Source organism: Streptomyces humidus (assembly GCF_014649655.1).
In the GTDB taxonomy this organism is placed as follows: Bacteria; Actinomycetota; Actinomycetes; order Streptomycetales; family Streptomycetaceae; genus Streptomyces; species Streptomyces humidus.
Genome location: NZ_BMTL01000007.1, coordinates 286,243 through 302,227, shown reverse-complemented (window position 1 = coordinate 302,227; position 15,985 = coordinate 286,243). Strand labels below are relative to the sequence as shown.

Annotated in this window: 15 protein-coding genes; 7 read left to right on the top strand and 8 right to left on the bottom strand. The window is 70.5% G+C overall.

Annotation, left to right across the window (positions count from 1 at the left end):
* Positions 1-705 (bottom strand): HpcH/HpaI aldolase/citrate lyase family protein (locus IE239_RS11020; RefSeq protein ID WP_229878018.1); only part of this gene is annotated, 705 nt, incomplete at its 3' end.
* 80 nt (positions 706-785) lie between these two features.
* On the opposite strand from IE239_RS11020, the gene IE239_RS11015 reads away from it, so the two are divergent.
* The 3 genes from IE239_RS11015 (at position 786) to IE239_RS11005 (ending at position 3,926) form a co-directional block, all read left to right on the top strand.
* Positions 786-1,943 (top strand): acyl-CoA dehydrogenase family protein, encoded by a 1,158-nt coding sequence (locus IE239_RS11015; protein WP_053744024.1) that lies wholly within the window; start codon positions 786-788, stop codon positions 1,941-1,943.
* A 132-nt stretch (positions 1,944-2,075) separates the two neighbouring features.
* On the top strand, positions 2,076-3,158 hold the full coding sequence (locus tag IE239_RS11010) for an LLM class F420-dependent oxidoreductase (RefSeq protein WP_053744023.1): 1,083 nt from the start codon (positions 2,076-2,078) through the stop codon (positions 3,156-3,158).
* 48 nt (positions 3,159-3,206) lie between these two features.
* Positions 3,207-3,926, top strand: coding sequence for a TetR/AcrR family transcriptional regulator (locus IE239_RS11005; RefSeq protein ID WP_078960715.1), 720 nt, complete (start codon positions 3,207-3,209; stop codon positions 3,924-3,926).
* Here the strand turns inward: IE239_RS11005 and IE239_RS11000 are convergent.
* Positions 3,923-4,702 (bottom strand): CoA transferase, encoded by a 780-nt coding sequence (locus IE239_RS11000; protein WP_107090975.1) that lies wholly within the window; start codon positions 4,700-4,702, stop codon positions 3,923-3,925. The genes IE239_RS11005 and IE239_RS11000 overlap by 4 nt on opposite strands.
* Here IE239_RS11000 and IE239_RS10995 point away from each other — a divergent pair.
* On the top strand, positions 4,677-5,714 hold the full coding sequence (locus IE239_RS10995; protein ID WP_229878017.1) for an acyl-CoA dehydrogenase family protein: 1,038 nt from the start codon (positions 4,677-4,679) through the stop codon (positions 5,712-5,714). The two genes, IE239_RS11000 and IE239_RS10995, sit on opposite strands and share 26 nt — an antisense overlap.
* A gap of 167 nt (positions 5,715-5,881) precedes the next feature.
* Here IE239_RS10995 and IE239_RS10990 read toward each other — a convergent pair whose 3' ends face one another.
* The 4 genes from IE239_RS10990 to IE239_RS10975 all read right to left on the bottom strand — a co-directional run bounded on the left by IE239_RS10990 (position 5,882) and on the right by IE239_RS10975 (position 9,114).
* The gene (locus tag IE239_RS10990) at positions 5,882-7,342 is read right to left on the bottom strand and encodes a UvrD-helicase domain-containing protein (protein ID WP_053744021.1); all 1,461 of its coding nucleotides are present in this window, start codon (positions 7,340-7,342) and stop codon (positions 5,882-5,884) included.
* The gene (locus IE239_RS10985; protein ID WP_053744020.1) at positions 7,339-7,821 is read right to left on the bottom strand and encodes a hypothetical protein; all 483 of its coding nucleotides are present in this window, start codon (positions 7,819-7,821) and stop codon (positions 7,339-7,341) included. The genes IE239_RS10990 and IE239_RS10985 overlap by 4 nt, the downstream gene beginning before the upstream one ends.
* Positions 7,818-8,681: a DUF6083 domain-containing protein gene (locus IE239_RS10980; protein WP_053744019.1), complete on the bottom strand. Its 864-nt coding sequence runs from the start codon at positions 8,679-8,681 to the stop codon at positions 7,818-7,820. The genes IE239_RS10985 and IE239_RS10980 overlap by 4 nt, the downstream gene beginning before the upstream one ends.
* A gap of 169 nt (positions 8,682-8,850) precedes the next feature.
* A complete protein-coding gene (locus IE239_RS10975) occupies positions 8,851-9,114 on the bottom strand; it encodes a helix-turn-helix transcriptional regulator (protein WP_053744018.1) in 264 nt (87 codons plus the stop codon).
* A gap of 179 nt (positions 9,115-9,293) precedes the next feature.
* On the opposite strand from IE239_RS10975, the gene IE239_RS10970 reads away from it, so the two are divergent.
* The 3 genes from IE239_RS10970 (at position 9,294) to IE239_RS10960 (ending at position 12,636) form a co-directional block, all read left to right on the top strand.
* Positions 9,294-10,358, top strand: coding sequence for a hypothetical protein (locus IE239_RS10970; RefSeq protein ID WP_053744017.1), 1,065 nt, complete (start codon positions 9,294-9,296; stop codon positions 10,356-10,358).
* A 123-nt stretch (positions 10,359-10,481) separates the two neighbouring features.
* Complete coding sequence (locus tag IE239_RS10965; RefSeq protein ID WP_229878024.1) at positions 10,482-12,041, top strand: Helicase associated domain protein; 1,560 nt, start codon at positions 10,482-10,484, stop codon at positions 12,039-12,041.
* Between the two features lie 205 nt (positions 12,042-12,246).
* Positions 12,247-12,636: a hypothetical protein gene (locus IE239_RS10960; protein WP_053744015.1), complete on the top strand. Its 390-nt coding sequence runs from the start codon at positions 12,247-12,249 to the stop codon at positions 12,634-12,636.
* A 76-nt stretch (positions 12,637-12,712) separates the two neighbouring features.
* Here the strand turns inward: IE239_RS10960 and tpg are convergent, their stop codons facing one another.
* Both tpg and tap read right to left on the bottom strand, forming a co-directional pair.
* Positions 12,713-13,267, bottom strand: a complete 555-nt coding sequence (gene tpg, locus IE239_RS10955; RefSeq protein ID WP_053744014.1) for a telomere-protecting terminal protein Tpg — start codon at positions 13,265-13,267, stop codon at positions 12,713-12,715.
* A gap of 6 nt (positions 13,268-13,273) precedes the next feature.
* On the bottom strand, positions 13,274-15,376 hold the full coding sequence (gene tap / locus IE239_RS10950; RefSeq protein ID WP_190149036.1) for a telomere-associated protein Tap: 2,103 nt from the start codon (positions 15,374-15,376) through the stop codon (positions 13,274-13,276).
* Positions 15,377-15,985 lie beyond the last annotated feature (609 nt).

Sequence of the window (15,985 nt, the reverse complement as noted above, 5' to 3'; positions counted from 1 at the left end):
TGCCTGGATCTGGCACGGGTGGATGACCCACTTGCCGTCGAAGCCCAGTTGTGCGGCGCGGCGCACGCTCTCGGTGAACCGCTCGTCGGCCGCCACCGCGAGGTACGGCCCGTCCACGGCCGCCAGGCCGGCACTGCGGGCGGCTGTCAAGACGGTGTCCTGCGCCCACAGCCAGGTCTCGGCCGGGATGTCGGCCGCGCGGCCGAGCGAGGCCGCCAGGTCGGCATAGCCGATGATCAGGGTGGTCAGCCGGGAGGTCACCGCCACGATCTCGCGCAGGTTGGCCAGGCCGGCCGCCGTCTCGATCAGCGCCTGTACGGTGACCGGCTCGACGCATCCGGCGGCAGCCTCCGCCCCGTCCAGCAGCCGGTCCACGAAGGCCAGGTCCCCGGCCGATTCCACCTTGGGCAGCACGATCGACGCCGTGCCACCCTGACGCACGCAGGCGATCACGTCAGCGTGGCACCACGGAGTCCGCGGCGGGTTGACCCGTACCGCGATCCGCGGGCCGATCTCCGCCCTCCGGCCCAACCAGGAGGCCACGAGGGCCCGCGCGCCGTCCTTGCCGGCCGGAGGCACCGCGTCCTCAAGGTCGAGTACGATCTCGTCCGCGCCGGATCCGGCCGCCTTCGCGATCTTGCGGCCGTCCGACCCCGGCACCGACAGACACGACCTGAGCGCTCCCGCCGGATTGTCCTCAGCCATCCGAGCCCCTCTCTCTTTTAATTTAATTTCGACTATAATCCGGTTGGACGCCAGACCGGTAGCCGAGCGAGGAGAGCCGCATGTCCATCCTTTCCGACGAGGAACAGGCCGTCGTCGACATCGTCAGGGAGTTCGTCGACCGGGATGTGCGGCCGGTGGTGCGGGAGCTCGAGCACGCCAACGAGTACCCCGAGAAGCTGATCGACCAGATGAAGGCACTCGGCGTCTACGGCCTCGCCATCCCCGAGCCCTACGGCGAAGCACCCGTGTCCACCTCCTGCTATGTCGGAGTGACCGAACAACTGGCCCGGGGCTGGATGAGCCTGGCCGGGGCCATGGGCGGCCACACGGTGGTCGCCAAGCTGCTTCTGGCCTTCGGCACCGACGAGCAGAAGGACCGCTACCTGCCGAGGATGGCGACCGGCGAAATCCGGGCCACGATGGCCCTGACCGAGCCCGGCGGCGGCTCCGACCTCCAGGCGATGGGCACCACCGCCCGCCGCCGGCCGGACGGCGGCTATGTCATCAGCGGCACCAAGACCTGGATCAGCAACGCCCGCCGCTCGCAGCTCATCGCGCTGCTGTGCAAGACCGACCCCGGCGCGTCACCCCGGCACAAGGGCATCAGCATCCTGCTGGTCGAGCACGGCCCTGGGCTCACCGTCTCCCGGGACCTGCCCAAGCTCGGCTACAAGGGAGTGGAGAGCTGCGAACTCTCCTTCGACGGCTACCACGCGCCCGCCGACGCGGTACTGGGCGCAGTGGAGGGAGACGGCTTCGCCCAGATGATGAAGGGCCTGGAGATCGGCCGGATTCAGGTGGCCTCCCGGGCGCTCGGAGTCGGGCAGGCGGCCTTCGACGACGCGCTGGCTTACGCCCAGGAGCGCGAGAGTTTCGGCAAGCCGATCTGGAAGCACCAGTCGATCGGCAACTACCTCGCAGACATGGCCACCAAGCTCACCGCGGCCCGCCAGTTGGTGTTGCATGCCGCAGAACGGTTCGACTCCGGGCGCCGCTGCGACATGGAGGCCGGGATGGCGAAACTCTTCGCCTCCGAGACCGCGATGGAGATCGCACTCAACGCCGTACGGATCCACGGCGGTTACGGATACTCCACGGAGTACGACGTCGAACGTTACTTCCGGGACGCGCCCTTGATGATCGTCGGCGAGGGCACCAACGAGATCCAGCGCAATGTCATCGCCGCCCAGCTGATCAGCCGGGGAGGCCTGGTGTAGGGGCTGTGTACGCCCCTGACTGCTGCAAGAACGACGAGGCGTTCGTTCAACAACACGCTGGAGAACACCCTTGGCGTCAAGAGCCGGTACGCGAAGCGCCGGACCGGCCGGGGATCCCGACTGGAGGACGATGTGAAACTGTCGATGCTGCTGTCCAGGTACACCGGTGACCCGGTGGAGACGGCCGGGCTGGTGCGCGAACTGGAGTCCGCGGGCCTGGACATGGTGTGGGTACCAGAAGCCTACGGCTTCGACGCGATGTCGCTCGTCGGCTACCTCGCCGCGATCACCGACCGGATCCAGATCGGCACCGGCATCGTCAATGTCTTCAGCCGCACCCCCACCCTGCTGGCCATGAGCGCCGCCGGCGCGGACAGCCTGTCCCGCGGCCGGTTCACCCTCGGGCTCGGTGCTTCCGGACCGCAGGTCATCGAGGGTTTCCACGGCGTGCCGTTCGAGCAGCCGATGCGACGGATCACAGAGACCATCGAGATCTGCCGCAGCGTTTGGCGGCGGCAGGAAGCCCTGACCCACGACGGCAAGGTCTTCCAGCTCCCGCTGCCCGCCGACCGCGGAACAGGGCTCGGCAAGCCGCTGCGCCTGATCAACCACCCGTACCGCAACCGCATCCCCATCTATTGGGCGTCGCTGATGGAGCGCTCGCTGCAGGCGACAGCCGAAGTGGCCGACGGCTGGCAGTCGTTCTTCTTCATGCCTGAGGGCGCAGCGAAGGTCTTCGGGCCGGCGCTCGCCGCGGGCAGCGCCCGGCGCTCCCCGGACCTGGCCCCGCTGGACGTCGTCGCCGGCGGTCCGGTCGCCGTCGGCGAGAACCTGCCGGTCGACGACCTGCTGGACCAGGAGCGGCCGATGGTCGCCCGGTACATCGGCGGCATGGGTGCCCGCGGCAAGAACTTCTACAACGACCTGGCCTGCCGGTACGGCTTCGAAGCCGAGGCGAAGACCATCCAGGACCTCTACCTCGACGGGAAGAAGCGGGAAGCCGAGGCCGCAGTCCCCCGGGAATGGCTGGTCCGGACCACGATGATCGGGCCGCCCGGCTATGTCGCGGAGCGGATCCACGCCTACCGTGAGGCCGGGGTGACCACCCTGAACCTGGACCCGGTCGGAACGGACCCGGCCGGAACGGTCAAAGCGGTACGTCACCTCGTGGACGACATGGACAGCCCTGTACAGCCAGTCCCGGACGGACGATGACACACACCGCACGTCAGCGCCACGGCAGGTCACACCTATAATTGATTCATGCCTAAAAAAACCGCGAGCAAGCCGCCTGCTGAGCCCAATGACTCCAAGGCGGCACGCACGCGAGAGCGCATCCTGGACGCTGCGGCCCACGTCCTCAGCCGCAAAGGGTACGCGGGGACCCGGCTGAGCGATGTGGCCGAGCAGGCCCAGATCCAGGCTCCGGCCATCTACTACTACTTCTCGTCCAGGGAAGTGCTGATCGAAGAGGTCATGTGGGTCGGCGTGGCCCGGATGCGGGAGCACCTCGTGGAGGCGCTCGACGCGCTTCCGGCAGACGCCGGCCCCATGGACCGCATCGACACGGCCGTCGAGGAACACCTGCGCTTTCAGCTGGCGATCTCGGACTTCGCCACCGCCGCGATCAGGAACGCGGGCCAACTCCCCGAGGACATCCGCACTCGGCAGCTCGCCGAGGAGGCCCAGTACGGGGACGTGTGGCGCACCCTCATCCAGGACGCCCAGAAGGCGGGCGAACTGCGCGCCGACCTCGAACCCCGGGTCTCCCGCATGCTCGTCCTGGGCGCCCTGAACTGGGCCGCCGAATGGTGGAACCCCCGCCAGGGCTCGCTGGACGTCGTCGTCCGCACCGCGCAGTCACTCGTACGTCATGGGCTGGGGGTTGCGGCCGTGCAGGAACAGGGCGCCGCGCAGCCGACAACGAAGGGCCGGACGCGGCGTACGGCCGCCACGCCCTCCCGAGCGGTCCGCGGCGCCTAGACCGCGGCTGTCTGTACGGCGGCCCCCGACGTCAGCAGCGCTTCGGCATCGCCGACGCCCCACGCCTTGAGCACGTCGGCGGTGTGCAGGCCGGGCACCGGCGGGGGTGATCCGAGGGTGGTGGGCGAGCCGGAGAAGCGTGGTGCGGGAGCGGGCTGCAGGACGCCGTCGTGCTCCACGACCGTGCCGCGGGCCTTGAGGTGCGGGTGGCCGGCGGCTTCGCGCAGGCTCATCACCGGTGCCACGCAGGCGTCCGACGCCGAGAACGCCTGTGCCCACTCGCTCTGGGTGCGGCCGGTGAACGCCCCGGCGATGCGCTCGCGCAGCAGCGGCCACCGGGTGCGGTCGTGCTGAGCTGCCGGGTCCTCGTCGAGGCCGAGGACGACGAGCAGTTCGGCATAGAACTTCGGCTCCAGTGCGCCGACCGCCATGTGGCGGCCGTCGGAGGTCTCGTACACCGCATAGAACGGCGCTCCGCCGTCCACGAGGTTGACGCCCCGCTCGTCCTGCCACGTCCCGGTCGCCAGCATCATGTGGGTCCCGGCCAGCAGATGGGCGGTGCCGTCCACAATGGCGGCGTCGACGACCTGTCCCCTGCCGGTGCGGTCGGCTTCACGCAGCGCCGCGAGGACGCCTATGACGAGGTAGGTTCCGCCGCCGCCGAAGTCGCCGAGCAGATTGAGCGGAATCTGCGGCGGTCCGCCGGAGCTGCCGATCGCGTGCAGGGCACCGGTCAGGGCGATGTATCCGATGTCGTGCCCGGCCAGCTGGGCCATCGGCCCATCGGGAATCTACGGCCTGCAGATCGGCGAGGAATACGGCGGCGCCGGCGAGTCGGACTACCGCTACCGCATGGTCGTCTGCGAGGAGATCGCCCGCGTCCACACGCTGTCCTTCGGCCTCACCGTCGCCCTGCAGGACGACCTGGTACTGCACTATCTGCTGGACCTGACCACGGACGAACAGAAGCGGCGCTGGCTGCCCGGCTTCGCCCGCGGTGAAACCATCGGCGCGCTCGCGATGACCGAACCGGGCACCGGCAGCGACCTGCGGGGCATCCGCACCTCGGCCCGTCCCGATGGCGACGACTGGATCCTGAACGGCCAGAAGACCTTCATCTCCAGCGGAATCATGGCCGACCTGGTGATCGTCGCCGCGCGCACGGACCCCGACGCCGGGTCGCGCGGTTTCAGCCTCATGGTGGTTGAGCGGGACATGCCGGGCTTCACCCGCGGCCGGAAGCTGGACAAGATCGGCCTGCCCGGCCAGGACACCGCCGAGCTGTACTTCGAAGAGGTGCGCGTGCCTGCCGCCAACCTGCTCGGCTCCCCCGGAGAGGGGCTGCCGCAGCTCATGAGCCACCTGCCCAGGGAGCGGCTCGGCGTGACCGCCACAGCCATCGCCACCAGCCGGGCGATATTCGACCTCACCCGCGACTACTGCTTCGACCGACGGGCATTCGGCAAGCCCATCGGCGACTTGCAGCACATCCGCTTCGAACTCGCCGAGATGGCCACCGAGCTCGACATCGCGGAGGCCTATGTCGACCGCTCGGTGCGCGCCTACAACGCGGGGGAGCTGACCGCCGTGGACGCCGCCAAGGGCAAGTGGTTCGTCAGCGAACTGCAAAAGCGCGTCATCGACCGATGCCTGCAACTGCACGGCGGCTACGGCTATATGACCGAATACCCGGTCGCCCGTGCCTTCGTCGACACAAGGATCCAGACGATCTACGGCGGCACCACCGAGATCATGAAGGAGATCATCGGACGCGACCTGGCCGGGTGAGGCTGCTTGTCCACGGGCCCACGACGTCGCGGGGGCCCGGTACAACCGCCGGCGTTGGCCCCGGTCCTGCCGGAATCGGGTGCCACACCCGTGGTAGCTCTGACCGCCCAGGATGCCACCGCGTGCTGGGCGACCCACCCCAGCAGGTGAACAGCGCCGGGGACACGTCAGGGCGTCCCATGTGGGTGTTCGTGGATCCAGGACAGGCCTCCGAGGTCGAGGCGGGTGCGGGTGCGGGTGACGGCGACGTAGGCGAGGCGGGCCTCTCCGTCGTCGATGGGTGCGGGTACGGCCTGGCCCGCGTCGTCGTGCTGGTCGGGGTCCTGAGGCGGGGTGAAGTCGTCCGCGATCTTCACGCCGGGCCATTCGCGGCCTTTAGCCTTGTGGGCGGTCGAGACGGTCACCTGGGCGTGCTGCTCGGGGGCGAGTTGAGCGACGGCGGTGAGGATGGCGTCGGTGCCGTGCGTGTCGACGAGGTCGACCAGGGGCTGCAGGTCGCGGCCGGCCGGGTCGTGGGCGGCGTAGTCCTGCAGTTCGCCCCAGGAGGGGAACAGGAGAAGTTCGGGGTGGGTGGTGCGGCGGCCTTCTTTCAGGTCGCGGGCGGCGAGTGCCAGGGCGCGCAGGCTGTCTCCTCCCCCGGCCAGCGCCACCCGGCATCCGGCGGTCATCAGGCCCATGACGTGGGACATGGCGCCGACGTTGGTGCGGCACAGCACCGCGTCGGGCCGGGTGAGGGGGCCGAGTTCGGTGGGTACGGTCTCGGTGCCGGTCAGGCGGAGGGGGGCGTCGGCCAGGTGCAGCCAGCGGTTGGCTTCCTCGGCGAGGTGGGGGCCGAAGCGGAAGGACTGGGAGAGGGTGAGCTGGGTGCCGTCGAAGCCGGTCATGATGTCCTTGGCGCCGCGCCAGTGGTAGATGGCCTGGGCGGAGTCGCCGACCATGACGAGCTGGGCGTGGTCGCGGTGGCTGAGGAAGATGTGTTCGACGACGGGGTTGGTGTCCTGGGCCTCGTCCAGCAGCAGGAAGTCGGCGTCGATCCTGGGCTGGGTGAGGGCCCACATTTTCAGGTAGTGGTCGTGGTCGAAGCGGACCGCGCCGTCGTCGGGGTTGTGCAGGTCGCTCCAGGCTTTGCGGGCGAAGGGCACGATGTGGGCGGCGAGTTGGGTGTGGAGATCGTTGTTCTCCAGGCCGCGCAGGCGGGGCACGTGGTGGCGGGTGATGGCCTCATCGGCGGTGTGACAGAAGCGGGCCACGGTGCGCAGCAGGGTGTGGCAGAGGGCTCTTTGGGAGATGTCGCGCTCTGCGATGCGGATGGCCTTGGTGACGCCGAGGGCCTGGCCGGTCTGCCAGGCCGGGCGGCGGGGTGCGTTCAGGCGGCGGGTGTAGCGGTGGCCGATGGCCGCGTAGGCAAGGGCGTGCGCGGTCTTGCACTGGACGGTGTTCGGGAAGCGGGTTCGTGCGTCCTGGGCGATGGCCCGGTTGAAGGCGAGGTAGCGGCCGCGGCGGGTGGTGGTGCGGGCGAGGAGGGCGAGGGTGGTGGTCTTCCCGGTGCCGGCGCCTGCCTGCAGGGCGAGGTGGTCGCCGGCGTGGAAGGCGTCGGCTGCTGCCGTCTGTTCGTCGGTCGGTTTCATGGCGTGGGCCTCTCGGGGAGCCGGGTGAGCGCGTGCCCGACGGCGGACAGCAGGTAGGCGGGGGTGGTATGGGCCAGCATCTGGCCCACCGCGTGGTCGAGGCGGTCGATCTCCTGGTCGGCGTGCTCGGCCAGGGCCCGGTGCAGGGCCAGTTCCACGTACCGCTCCGGGGTCTGCTGCGCGCGGCGGGCATCGGCTGTGAGGACAGCGTGCGCGGCGGGCGGGAAGACGACATTGAGCAGCACCTTGTGGTCTGCGTCCGGGTAGTGCGTGGTGATCACGTCGATCGGCAGCCGTGCGCCGAGCCGGTGGCGCAGCCGGCGGGCGGCCCGGTGGGGGGTCTTGGCAGATACGAGGGCCATCAGACGGGTGGCGTCGTGGTTGGCGGCGAGCGGCAGCACGCGGGCGGCGCGGAGCAGGGCTGCCGGGCACAGGGGGCGGGTGAGCACGATTTCCAGGGCGTGATGCGGCATCGTCATCCCCTGCCGTGTCGGCGGGCCGGGGGTTGGGGCAGGCGGGTGTGGATGTGCGCCGCGTGCAGGAGGGCGTCGAAGGGCTGCCATCCGGCCAGGGCGAGGTCGGCGACGCCGGGGGCGGCGGCATGTGCGGGGCAGTGCTGCGCGCGCCAGCGCAGTTGCTCGCTGTAGGGGAGGTGGCCCAGGTCGTAGACGGCCATCAGGGTGTCGGGCAGGGCGAGTTGACCTCGCTGGGGGCCGGTGGGCAGCAGTCTCCAGGTCCCGGCCGGGCTGGTGGTGGCAAGGACCGGGTTGGCGCAGTGGTGACGGTGGCGGGTCTGGGCCACGCAGCGCAGGCCCTCGACGGGGCGCTCGGCAAGGTAGCGGCACAGCAGCATCTGCACGACGGGGTGGTCAGGTCCGTCGGCGTCGGCGGCCGGTGCGCCGCCGCTTGAGGGCAGGGCAGGGGTGAAGGCGCCGGTGTCGGTCAGGCGGCGGGTACGGACGGCGAGTTGGCGGCGGAGCGCCTCGAGGCAGGGGCTGGGTCGGCAGGTGGGGGTGCGGCGCGGGCAGAGCACGGCGTGCGGGATGCGGCACCAGGCGCTGCCGTCGCCGTGCGGGTGGGCGATGCCGCCGCTCAGGTGCCAGCGGCAGGATTCGGGGACGTGGGCGGCGGTCAGTTCGGTGGGGTGCAGGGCGATGGGCCGCTGGTCGGTGCGCGGGTAGAGGTCGATGCGGTTGCCGCAGTGGCGGCAGCGGCCGTGTTGGCCTGCGCGCAGCAGGCGGCTGGGGCTGGTGGCGGTCACCCGCAGGGGGCGGGGGCGGTGGGTGACGCGGGGGCTGCCGTCCCAGTGTCGGCCGGCAGGGGCGGGAGTGGGGCACATGGCAGGGACCGTGCCAGGCGACACGCAGGCGCGAGCAACGTGTCGGAGGGATTTCCCACGGCCAGCCCAACAATCCCGCACACATGAGCGTCATTGCGGATGCTTGTTCTATGCCTGATGCCTGATCGGGTGATTCATGACGTGGTGCACGCCGGGGCGAAGTGAGGGTTCAGGAACGGGCTGTGCCGGGCGGAGTGTGGTGCTCGCACAGGGCGCCCAGGAAGTGCTCGATGGGCACATCGAAGGTGTGGGCGAGGGCGTGCCAGGTGGTAACACTGCCGGTGGTGCGGCCGTGTTCGAGGTCGATGAGGGTGCGCCGGGCCAGACCGCTGTGGTCGGCGAGTTCGTCGAAGGTCCAGCCGCGCTCGGCCCGCAGGCGCGCGAGCACAACGCGCAGCGCAGTGAGGTCGGGGGCGGGCGGCAAGATCGTCACCCCACCATCCGACGGTGCAGACCCCTGCCCCGTCAGTGCGGGTTTCTGCACTTTCGCCGGGCGGAGCGGGTGAAGGCGAGCTTCGCAGTGCGGGAAACTGCACTACGGTGCGTCCGTCTCGGGGGCCTGTCACGGTGAGCCCCCGCCACGGCGCGAACGGACAGGAGGACGACCAGCCCATGAGGCTCGGTGGCGCGCATGCCGCAGTGCGGCGCATCTGGACAGTGGAGCTGCGTCCGCGGGCGGGCGGCCCCACGCTCGTCTGCCCCTCCTGCACCGCCCACACCTCTCCCCTTACGGCCTCCTCCGCGCGGTCCGCCGCCCTGGCACATCTGGCCTGCCATGCCCGCGCCGACGCACTGCCGGCGTATCTGCGTAGCTGCCAGTGCCGGGTGCAGGGCTGTTTGTGGCATCCGCGTCGCCGGGGGTGCGGCGGTCCGGTGCTACTGGCCCTCACCCGCGACCGCAGCGGCCGCACCTGGCGACTGGCCGACACCTGCGCGGCCTGCGCGGCGGCGACCAGCCATACCGCCGTGGTGCCGGACACGCTGGTCAACTCTCCCCGGCCGCTTCCCTCTGCCTGCGCGCCGCCGCAGCCGCTGGTCGGGCTCCGGGTGGAGTCCGACCAGCGGCTGCGGGTGCGGGAGATGCTCACCTACCTCGGCGCCGCGCTGCCCCGGTTCACCTCCCCCGCCGCCCGGCTGCTGGGCCTGCAGTGCGCCCTTCGCACCAACAGCCGCGGGCATGTCCGGCTGCCGACGGGTCTGCTGCGCGGCATGCGCCTGGGCGGGCACCGGGAGCTGTGGCAGGAGCTGGCCCACGCCGGCTGGCTGGAGCCGCCGGCCGTCAGGTCGGTGCCCGTGCAGGTGCGGCTGCTCGATGCCGCGGTCCTGGACCAGGCGCCCGGTCGCCGTGCCCGCTGCCGCGCCGCCCACTGGGCGCTGCGCCCCGCACCGTTGGCCTTGCCGGCCGCGCCGCCCGCCCTGCGGCTGACCGCTCTGGTGCTGGCCGCACACATGTCCGTCGATGCCGAACACAGCGCCGATATGGACGTCCTCGCCCGCCTGTGCGGGCACAACCCGCAGCAGACCGGAGAGCTTCTCGACCGGCTGGTGACCACCCGCACACTGGGAGCCTGGCACCACAACCGGGAGAACGACGAGGTGCTTTGGCAACTGCCCCAGCCCCGTGCACGAGCCCGCCCTGCAGTACGGCCCCGCCGCCACCAGGCACCGCGGTGTTGAGGCCGGCTCCGGGCAGAGGCCAGGAAGATCGCGCCGCCCCTCGTCAGGGGCAGCACCTATGGTGGCCGTGGTGCGGCCCGCAAAGAGACCGCTCGTGCGGAGGGGCAAAGGGCGTTGGCCAGCGTGCAGATCACGGACCAGAACCGGTTGTCGACGGTGAAGCCGGACTTGGCCGCAACGCTGGACGCCGAGAAGTCGGGAATCACGGCGGATGAACTCACGGTAGGAGCCAGCCGGAAGGTCTGGTGGCGCTGCCCGGACTTCCCTGACGATCACGACGGGTGGGAAGCCGTCGTGGGCAACCGTACGGGAGGCTTCCGCAAGCGCTATGGCACTGGCTGCCCGGACTGCCGCCTGGTCAAAACGTCCGCGCAGGAGCTGCGCCTGAAGGCGGAACTCAGCACTGTCCTTCCCATCGACCCCAGCCGTGGCGCCATACGTACCACCCGCGTCGAGCATGTCGACATGGTCATCGAGGCCGACAGCCTGCGTCTCGTCCTGGAGTTCGACGGCTCCTACTTCCACGGGACCGCCGACTCACGGCGCAAGGACAGCATGAAGTCCCAGCGGCTGCGCTCCGCCGGCTGGACCGTGGTGCGTATCCGTGAGGACCCCCTCAGCCTCCTCGACAGCGCCTATGACGTCGTGGTCGGCTTCGTCGCCGAGCCCGAGGAGGCCGCGGCCGACGTCCTGGACCACCTGGCGCAGCTCGGCCTGGTCGATGCTGGTGCAGCCGAGCGCTACCGGGCCCTTGCCGCTCCGCAAGGTGCCGCGACGGCGCGTGAATGGATCCGCGAACGTATCGGCGAGCAGGCGCTGAAGATCGAGTACACGGCGCACAACGATGCCTGGGACTCCATGTTCGAGGCCCTGGTGGCCTATGCCGCCGATGCCGGCAACTGCTACCCCACCGATGATGTGGCTGTCGACGGCCGGAGTCTGGGCAGATGGAGCCGCAAGCAGAGGGGGTTGCAGCGCCAGGGACGCCTGCGGCCGGATCGGGTCGAGCGGCTGGCCGCCATCCCCACCTGGTCCAGCGGCACCGCGCACGAAGCCGGCTTCTGGTCCCGGTACCGTGCCTACCTTCGGCGTGCCGAGGCCACGGATCCGGACGAGCGCGAGAAGGCGATGCCGGGCCGCGAGGCCACCGTGTGGGCGAATAACCTCCGCAGCCGACGCGAAGACCTGGTCGCGCACGGCCGCGACCTGCCGGACGACCAGCTCAAGGCCCTGGAGGAGATACCCGGCTGGTCCTGGGCCCCCTTCGGTGACAGCCATACGGCGAAGGTTCAGCTGATGCAGCAGTTCGTCACCACCACCGGTCGGTCCGTCGCATCCATCAAGCAACGCGAAGAGTGGAACGGCCACCTCATCGGGATCTGGCTGAATTCCTGGCGCACCAACCGTGGCAGGCTCTTGGACTCGCAGAAGGTCGATCTGGAGGCGCTGGCGGGATGGACATGGGACCAGCGGGGCGATCAGTGGGAGGCGATGTTCCGGCAGCTCACGGACTTCGGCACAGCACACGGCCAGCTGCGGCCGAGCCTGCCCCTCGGCAGCGAGCAGGAGAGGACGCTCGCCCGGTGGAAGCGCAACCAGAAAAACCGTCTCCAGGGGCGCGACGACGCCAGGGCCAACGCACTCCGCGCGCTGCTCGCCCGGTACGGGGAGGAACTCGCCTGAACCGGTAGCGGGGCGTACCGGCCGTCTATCACGCCCAGTTGCTCGAGCACTCAGGCGCAGATGTGTGCCGAGGCTCGGTGGTTGTCACCGACGGCACCGGATAGCCTGCGAAGGAACCAGGTTGAAGCAGTCGGACTGTCACCAGAGAGGCGCTGGAGTTGTCTCACATAGCCGATCACTGGTCTTCCAGTCGCCGGCGCGCAGTGTGACTCGCGACGACCTCATCGCCATGCTCCGCGAACAGACTCCGGCATGCGGGCCTGCACGCGACGCTTTGATCGCCGGGGCTGACTTCGTCGTCTGGGACGGCCTGGTCCCGGCCAACCGGCACGCGGGCGTCTTCCGGGGGCGAATGCACCACTCCTTGAAGCGTGGCCACACGATCGATGGCCTGGCCGACAGTATCGACATCCTTCGGCGAGCCGGGGAAGAGCCGCTTCGTACCGGATCCATCGACGCGGTGGACAGATCATCCTGGTTCACGATCTTCCTGAACTCCACGGCGACAGCAGTGGTGGCCTGCTGCGGCGGACGCCGACCCACCACCATGGAGCCGGCCGACACCCCCGACTCCGGCGCCCAACCTCGAAGGTGACAACAAGCCTGCCTATGTGACAACCATCGCGCTTTGACTCAAGATGCCGGAGCGCGCGGAAGGAGCACCGCCCCGTTCAGTAGTCGACGTCGAGGTAGTCGATGTCGGTGAAGTCCACCAGCAGGCCGTGTGCGCGCCGTCCACGGTCCTTGAAGTAGATCTCCTGGAGTCCTTCGGCCACGATTTCCTGGAGCTGTTGCTCGGCGGCTCCGGCGGCGTGAGCGTCGAAGAGCCGTGCGGCGTAGGCGGGCGGCAGGCCTTGAGTGATGGGCCGCAGCCGCGGGTCGTCGGTGGTGCCTGGGGCTGCGGTGAACCCGAAGCGTGCCCGGGTGTCGATGACGATGCCGCCGGTCGTGGCGGCCTGCTTTTTTGCCCTCTCGCGCACCCGGGGCTGCCACCGTTTGCGGACCTCGTCGGCGAGCCGTTCCGCGAGGTCGCGGCGGGGCTGCTTGAACTGTCCGGTGAGGTAGCGCTCGACGGTGCGCTGGGTGACGCCGAGCAGGTCGGCTGCGGCCTGGGTGCCCTTGGTCTGCTTGACCAGGTACTGCATCTGCTTCTGGGCCGACTTCGGCAGGGGGCGGGTGAAGTGCGCGGCGTCGGCCTTGTCGAGGCTGTCGGCGAGGATGCCCATCAGTGCCTACTCCCCTTCGTCCTGGCCGGAGACGATGCCGGTCTTGATGTGCCGGGCGATGTTCACATCCGGGCCGTATTCCTCGAGCAGGCCCTCGGCCCACAGCACGCTCTGGGTGCCCTCGTGCTTGACCATCCCGGGTGAGACGCCGAGCCGGAAGCCTCCGGGCAGCGGCTTGCCGTCCTGGTAGGGCAGGAAGTCGAGGGGGCTGGGGCCATCGGAGGCGTAGACGGCACAGTCGGAGAGGATCGCGACCGGGTACAGGCCGACGTGGGTGGCGAGCTTGAGCATCTTGCGGTGCATGTTGGTGCGGGCGCTGGCGATGACGGCGGCGCGGATGTCGGGGCGCCAGGTTGGGCGGGCGAGGGCGGACCAGGGCTCGCCCGGCCGCCAGCCGCCGCTGCGGGCCCGCTCGCGCAGTTTGCCGATACCGCCCTTGACGGTGGCCTTGACGGCGCTGAGCACCGCGGCAAGGACGGGATCGGTCTGCTGGTAGTCGGCCATCGCGGCCAGGAACTGCTCTTCGGGCATGTCCGGGGTGACGCCGAGGTCGGCCATCGTGGCGACGTAGGCGTCCCGTAGCCGGGTGTACCAGGCGTCCAGGTAGGGGCCGTGCTCGTAGCGCAGGTAGGCCTCGAGGGGGGCGACGGAGTAGCCGAGCTCGACGGCGTAGGCGACGGTCGGGGTGGCGTACCAGGCCGGGCCCTGGGGCGGCTCGCCGTGGGGGGTGAACGGGCTGGGCAGTCGCTCGTCGAGGCGGATGTGGGAGAGGTCGACCAGCCAGGAGCCGGGCAGTCTCGCGTCGAAGACCGGGCGGTGGACGTGGACGGGGGCGGACAGGCCGACGGTCAGCCGGTTGGCGGCCGCGGCGAAGGCCATGTTGACGTCGATGCCGACGACGTAGGGCTTCATGCATTCCTCGTCCGTCAGCGGCCTCGCCCACTGGTAGGCCTCTTCGTCCAGCACCTGGTCGGGGGTGCGCTGGTGGAAGCGGGGATACAGGGCGGCGACGGCCGGATGGCCGTCGGGGGCCTCGGGCGGGGCGCACTCCACCGGTTCACTCAGCGAGCCGGGCATCGGACCGGACACCCACTTGCCGGTGGCGGGGTCCTTCACCGCGCGGGTGGGCGGGCGCAGCGCGGTCATCAGCTCCAGACCGGTGACGGCGGTGGAGCCGCACGGAGTGAGCACGCGGGTGGCGTAGCTGGACAGCAAGCGGACGAGTTCGGCCGGCTCCAGCTGGTATGCCGTGCCCCAGGAGCGGGTGTCGAGCGCGCCCCAGGGCACGACGGCGAACTGCACGCACTGGCGGCGTGCACCGTCGGCCGTGCGATAGACCCGCGCCCACGGGCCGAAGCCCCGCTTCGTCAACTTCCACTGTGCTGCGGCGAGTTGTTTCAGCGCCGGGTGGTCGTCGGGCAGGCGCAGGCCGCGCCGGTCCTCCAGCACGGCCGGCAGGCCCAGGCGTTGGACGGCGGAGGCGGTCAGCACGATCAGCGGGTCGGCGTCCTTGCCCGAGCGGTGCAGGCGGGCAGCACCCAGCTTCGCCTCGCCCAGCGCCCAGTTGACCAGTGCCGGAAGGTCGGCGAGCGGACAGTCGAGCACCAGGCCGTCCGCGCAGTAGGCCGCGCTGTCGCCGTCCACGACGGCGAGCGGCCCGTGGGCGAAGCGCGCGTCCGCGACAGGCGCGGCCGCTGTCTTCCTGGCCACCGGCGGGCGCGCGCTCACCGCCCGGACCGGGGCCGCCGGGCTTGCCGCGGGCAGGACGGGCGATGTGGGCGCATGCGGCTGCGAGCTGACGGATGGGCCGGTACGAGGTCCTAGCGCCGAGTCGGAGGGCGACTCGGGGGCGGGGAAGCGGGCAGCGAGGCCGTCGAGAAGACGGATGTAGGCGGCCCGCGCGGGAGGGCGTGGCTCGGTGCGTCCCGCCTCCCAGCCGGTCACCGTCTCGCGTCGCACATCCAGCGCCTTCGCGACCTGGTCCTGGCTCAGGCCCGCGGCCTCGCGCAGCCGTTTGCGTTCGGCGGGGACCGGCAGGGCATCCGGTGCCGCCGCCTGTTCCAGCAGGGCATCGACCGATGCGAAGAGCCCGTTCTGCTCGTCGGACACGAGAGTCACCTCCAGCCCCAACCCTACATGGAGCGCACATCGGATCGCACGTCAAACACACATCGAGTATGTGGAGTTGGGGGACGGCGCACCGGCGTCCGGACACTCCGTGCTCCTCTCGACGAAGCCTGAGCAGTTCTCGGCGAGGTTTGATCGCCTTGGCCAGTGGCGGGCGAAGCTCTCCTGTCATGACCGGCACGCCGCCCGTCGCGGGCGCGGCACGGTCGCCGCCGCCGGCCTTTCGGACCACGCTGAAGCCGCGATCATCGCCACAGCATCGGCGGCAGGACCGGCGGTTCCGCTGCGGCCGCGGGCTCCTTACCTGTGGCAGCGGCCGCCATCGGCGGGTCCGCCGGCCCCAGTCCCAGTTCCGGGGCCTGCCGAAGCCGGCGGTGGGCGGTGCGCTCGCTAACGTAGAGGGTGGCCGCGACAGCTCGCGCGGCGTTCTCCTTCCGGGCTGGCAAGAGGTCCTGACCCGCCTGCACCAGCAGTTGTGCACGCTTGCCCCCGGTCATGTGCCCACCGGCCTCAAGGAGAAGCTCGGCGTGCTGCGGGTTCAGGTGGAGGCTGAGGGGGCCGACCGTTCCGCGCTGCGTGGCGTGGTGGCTG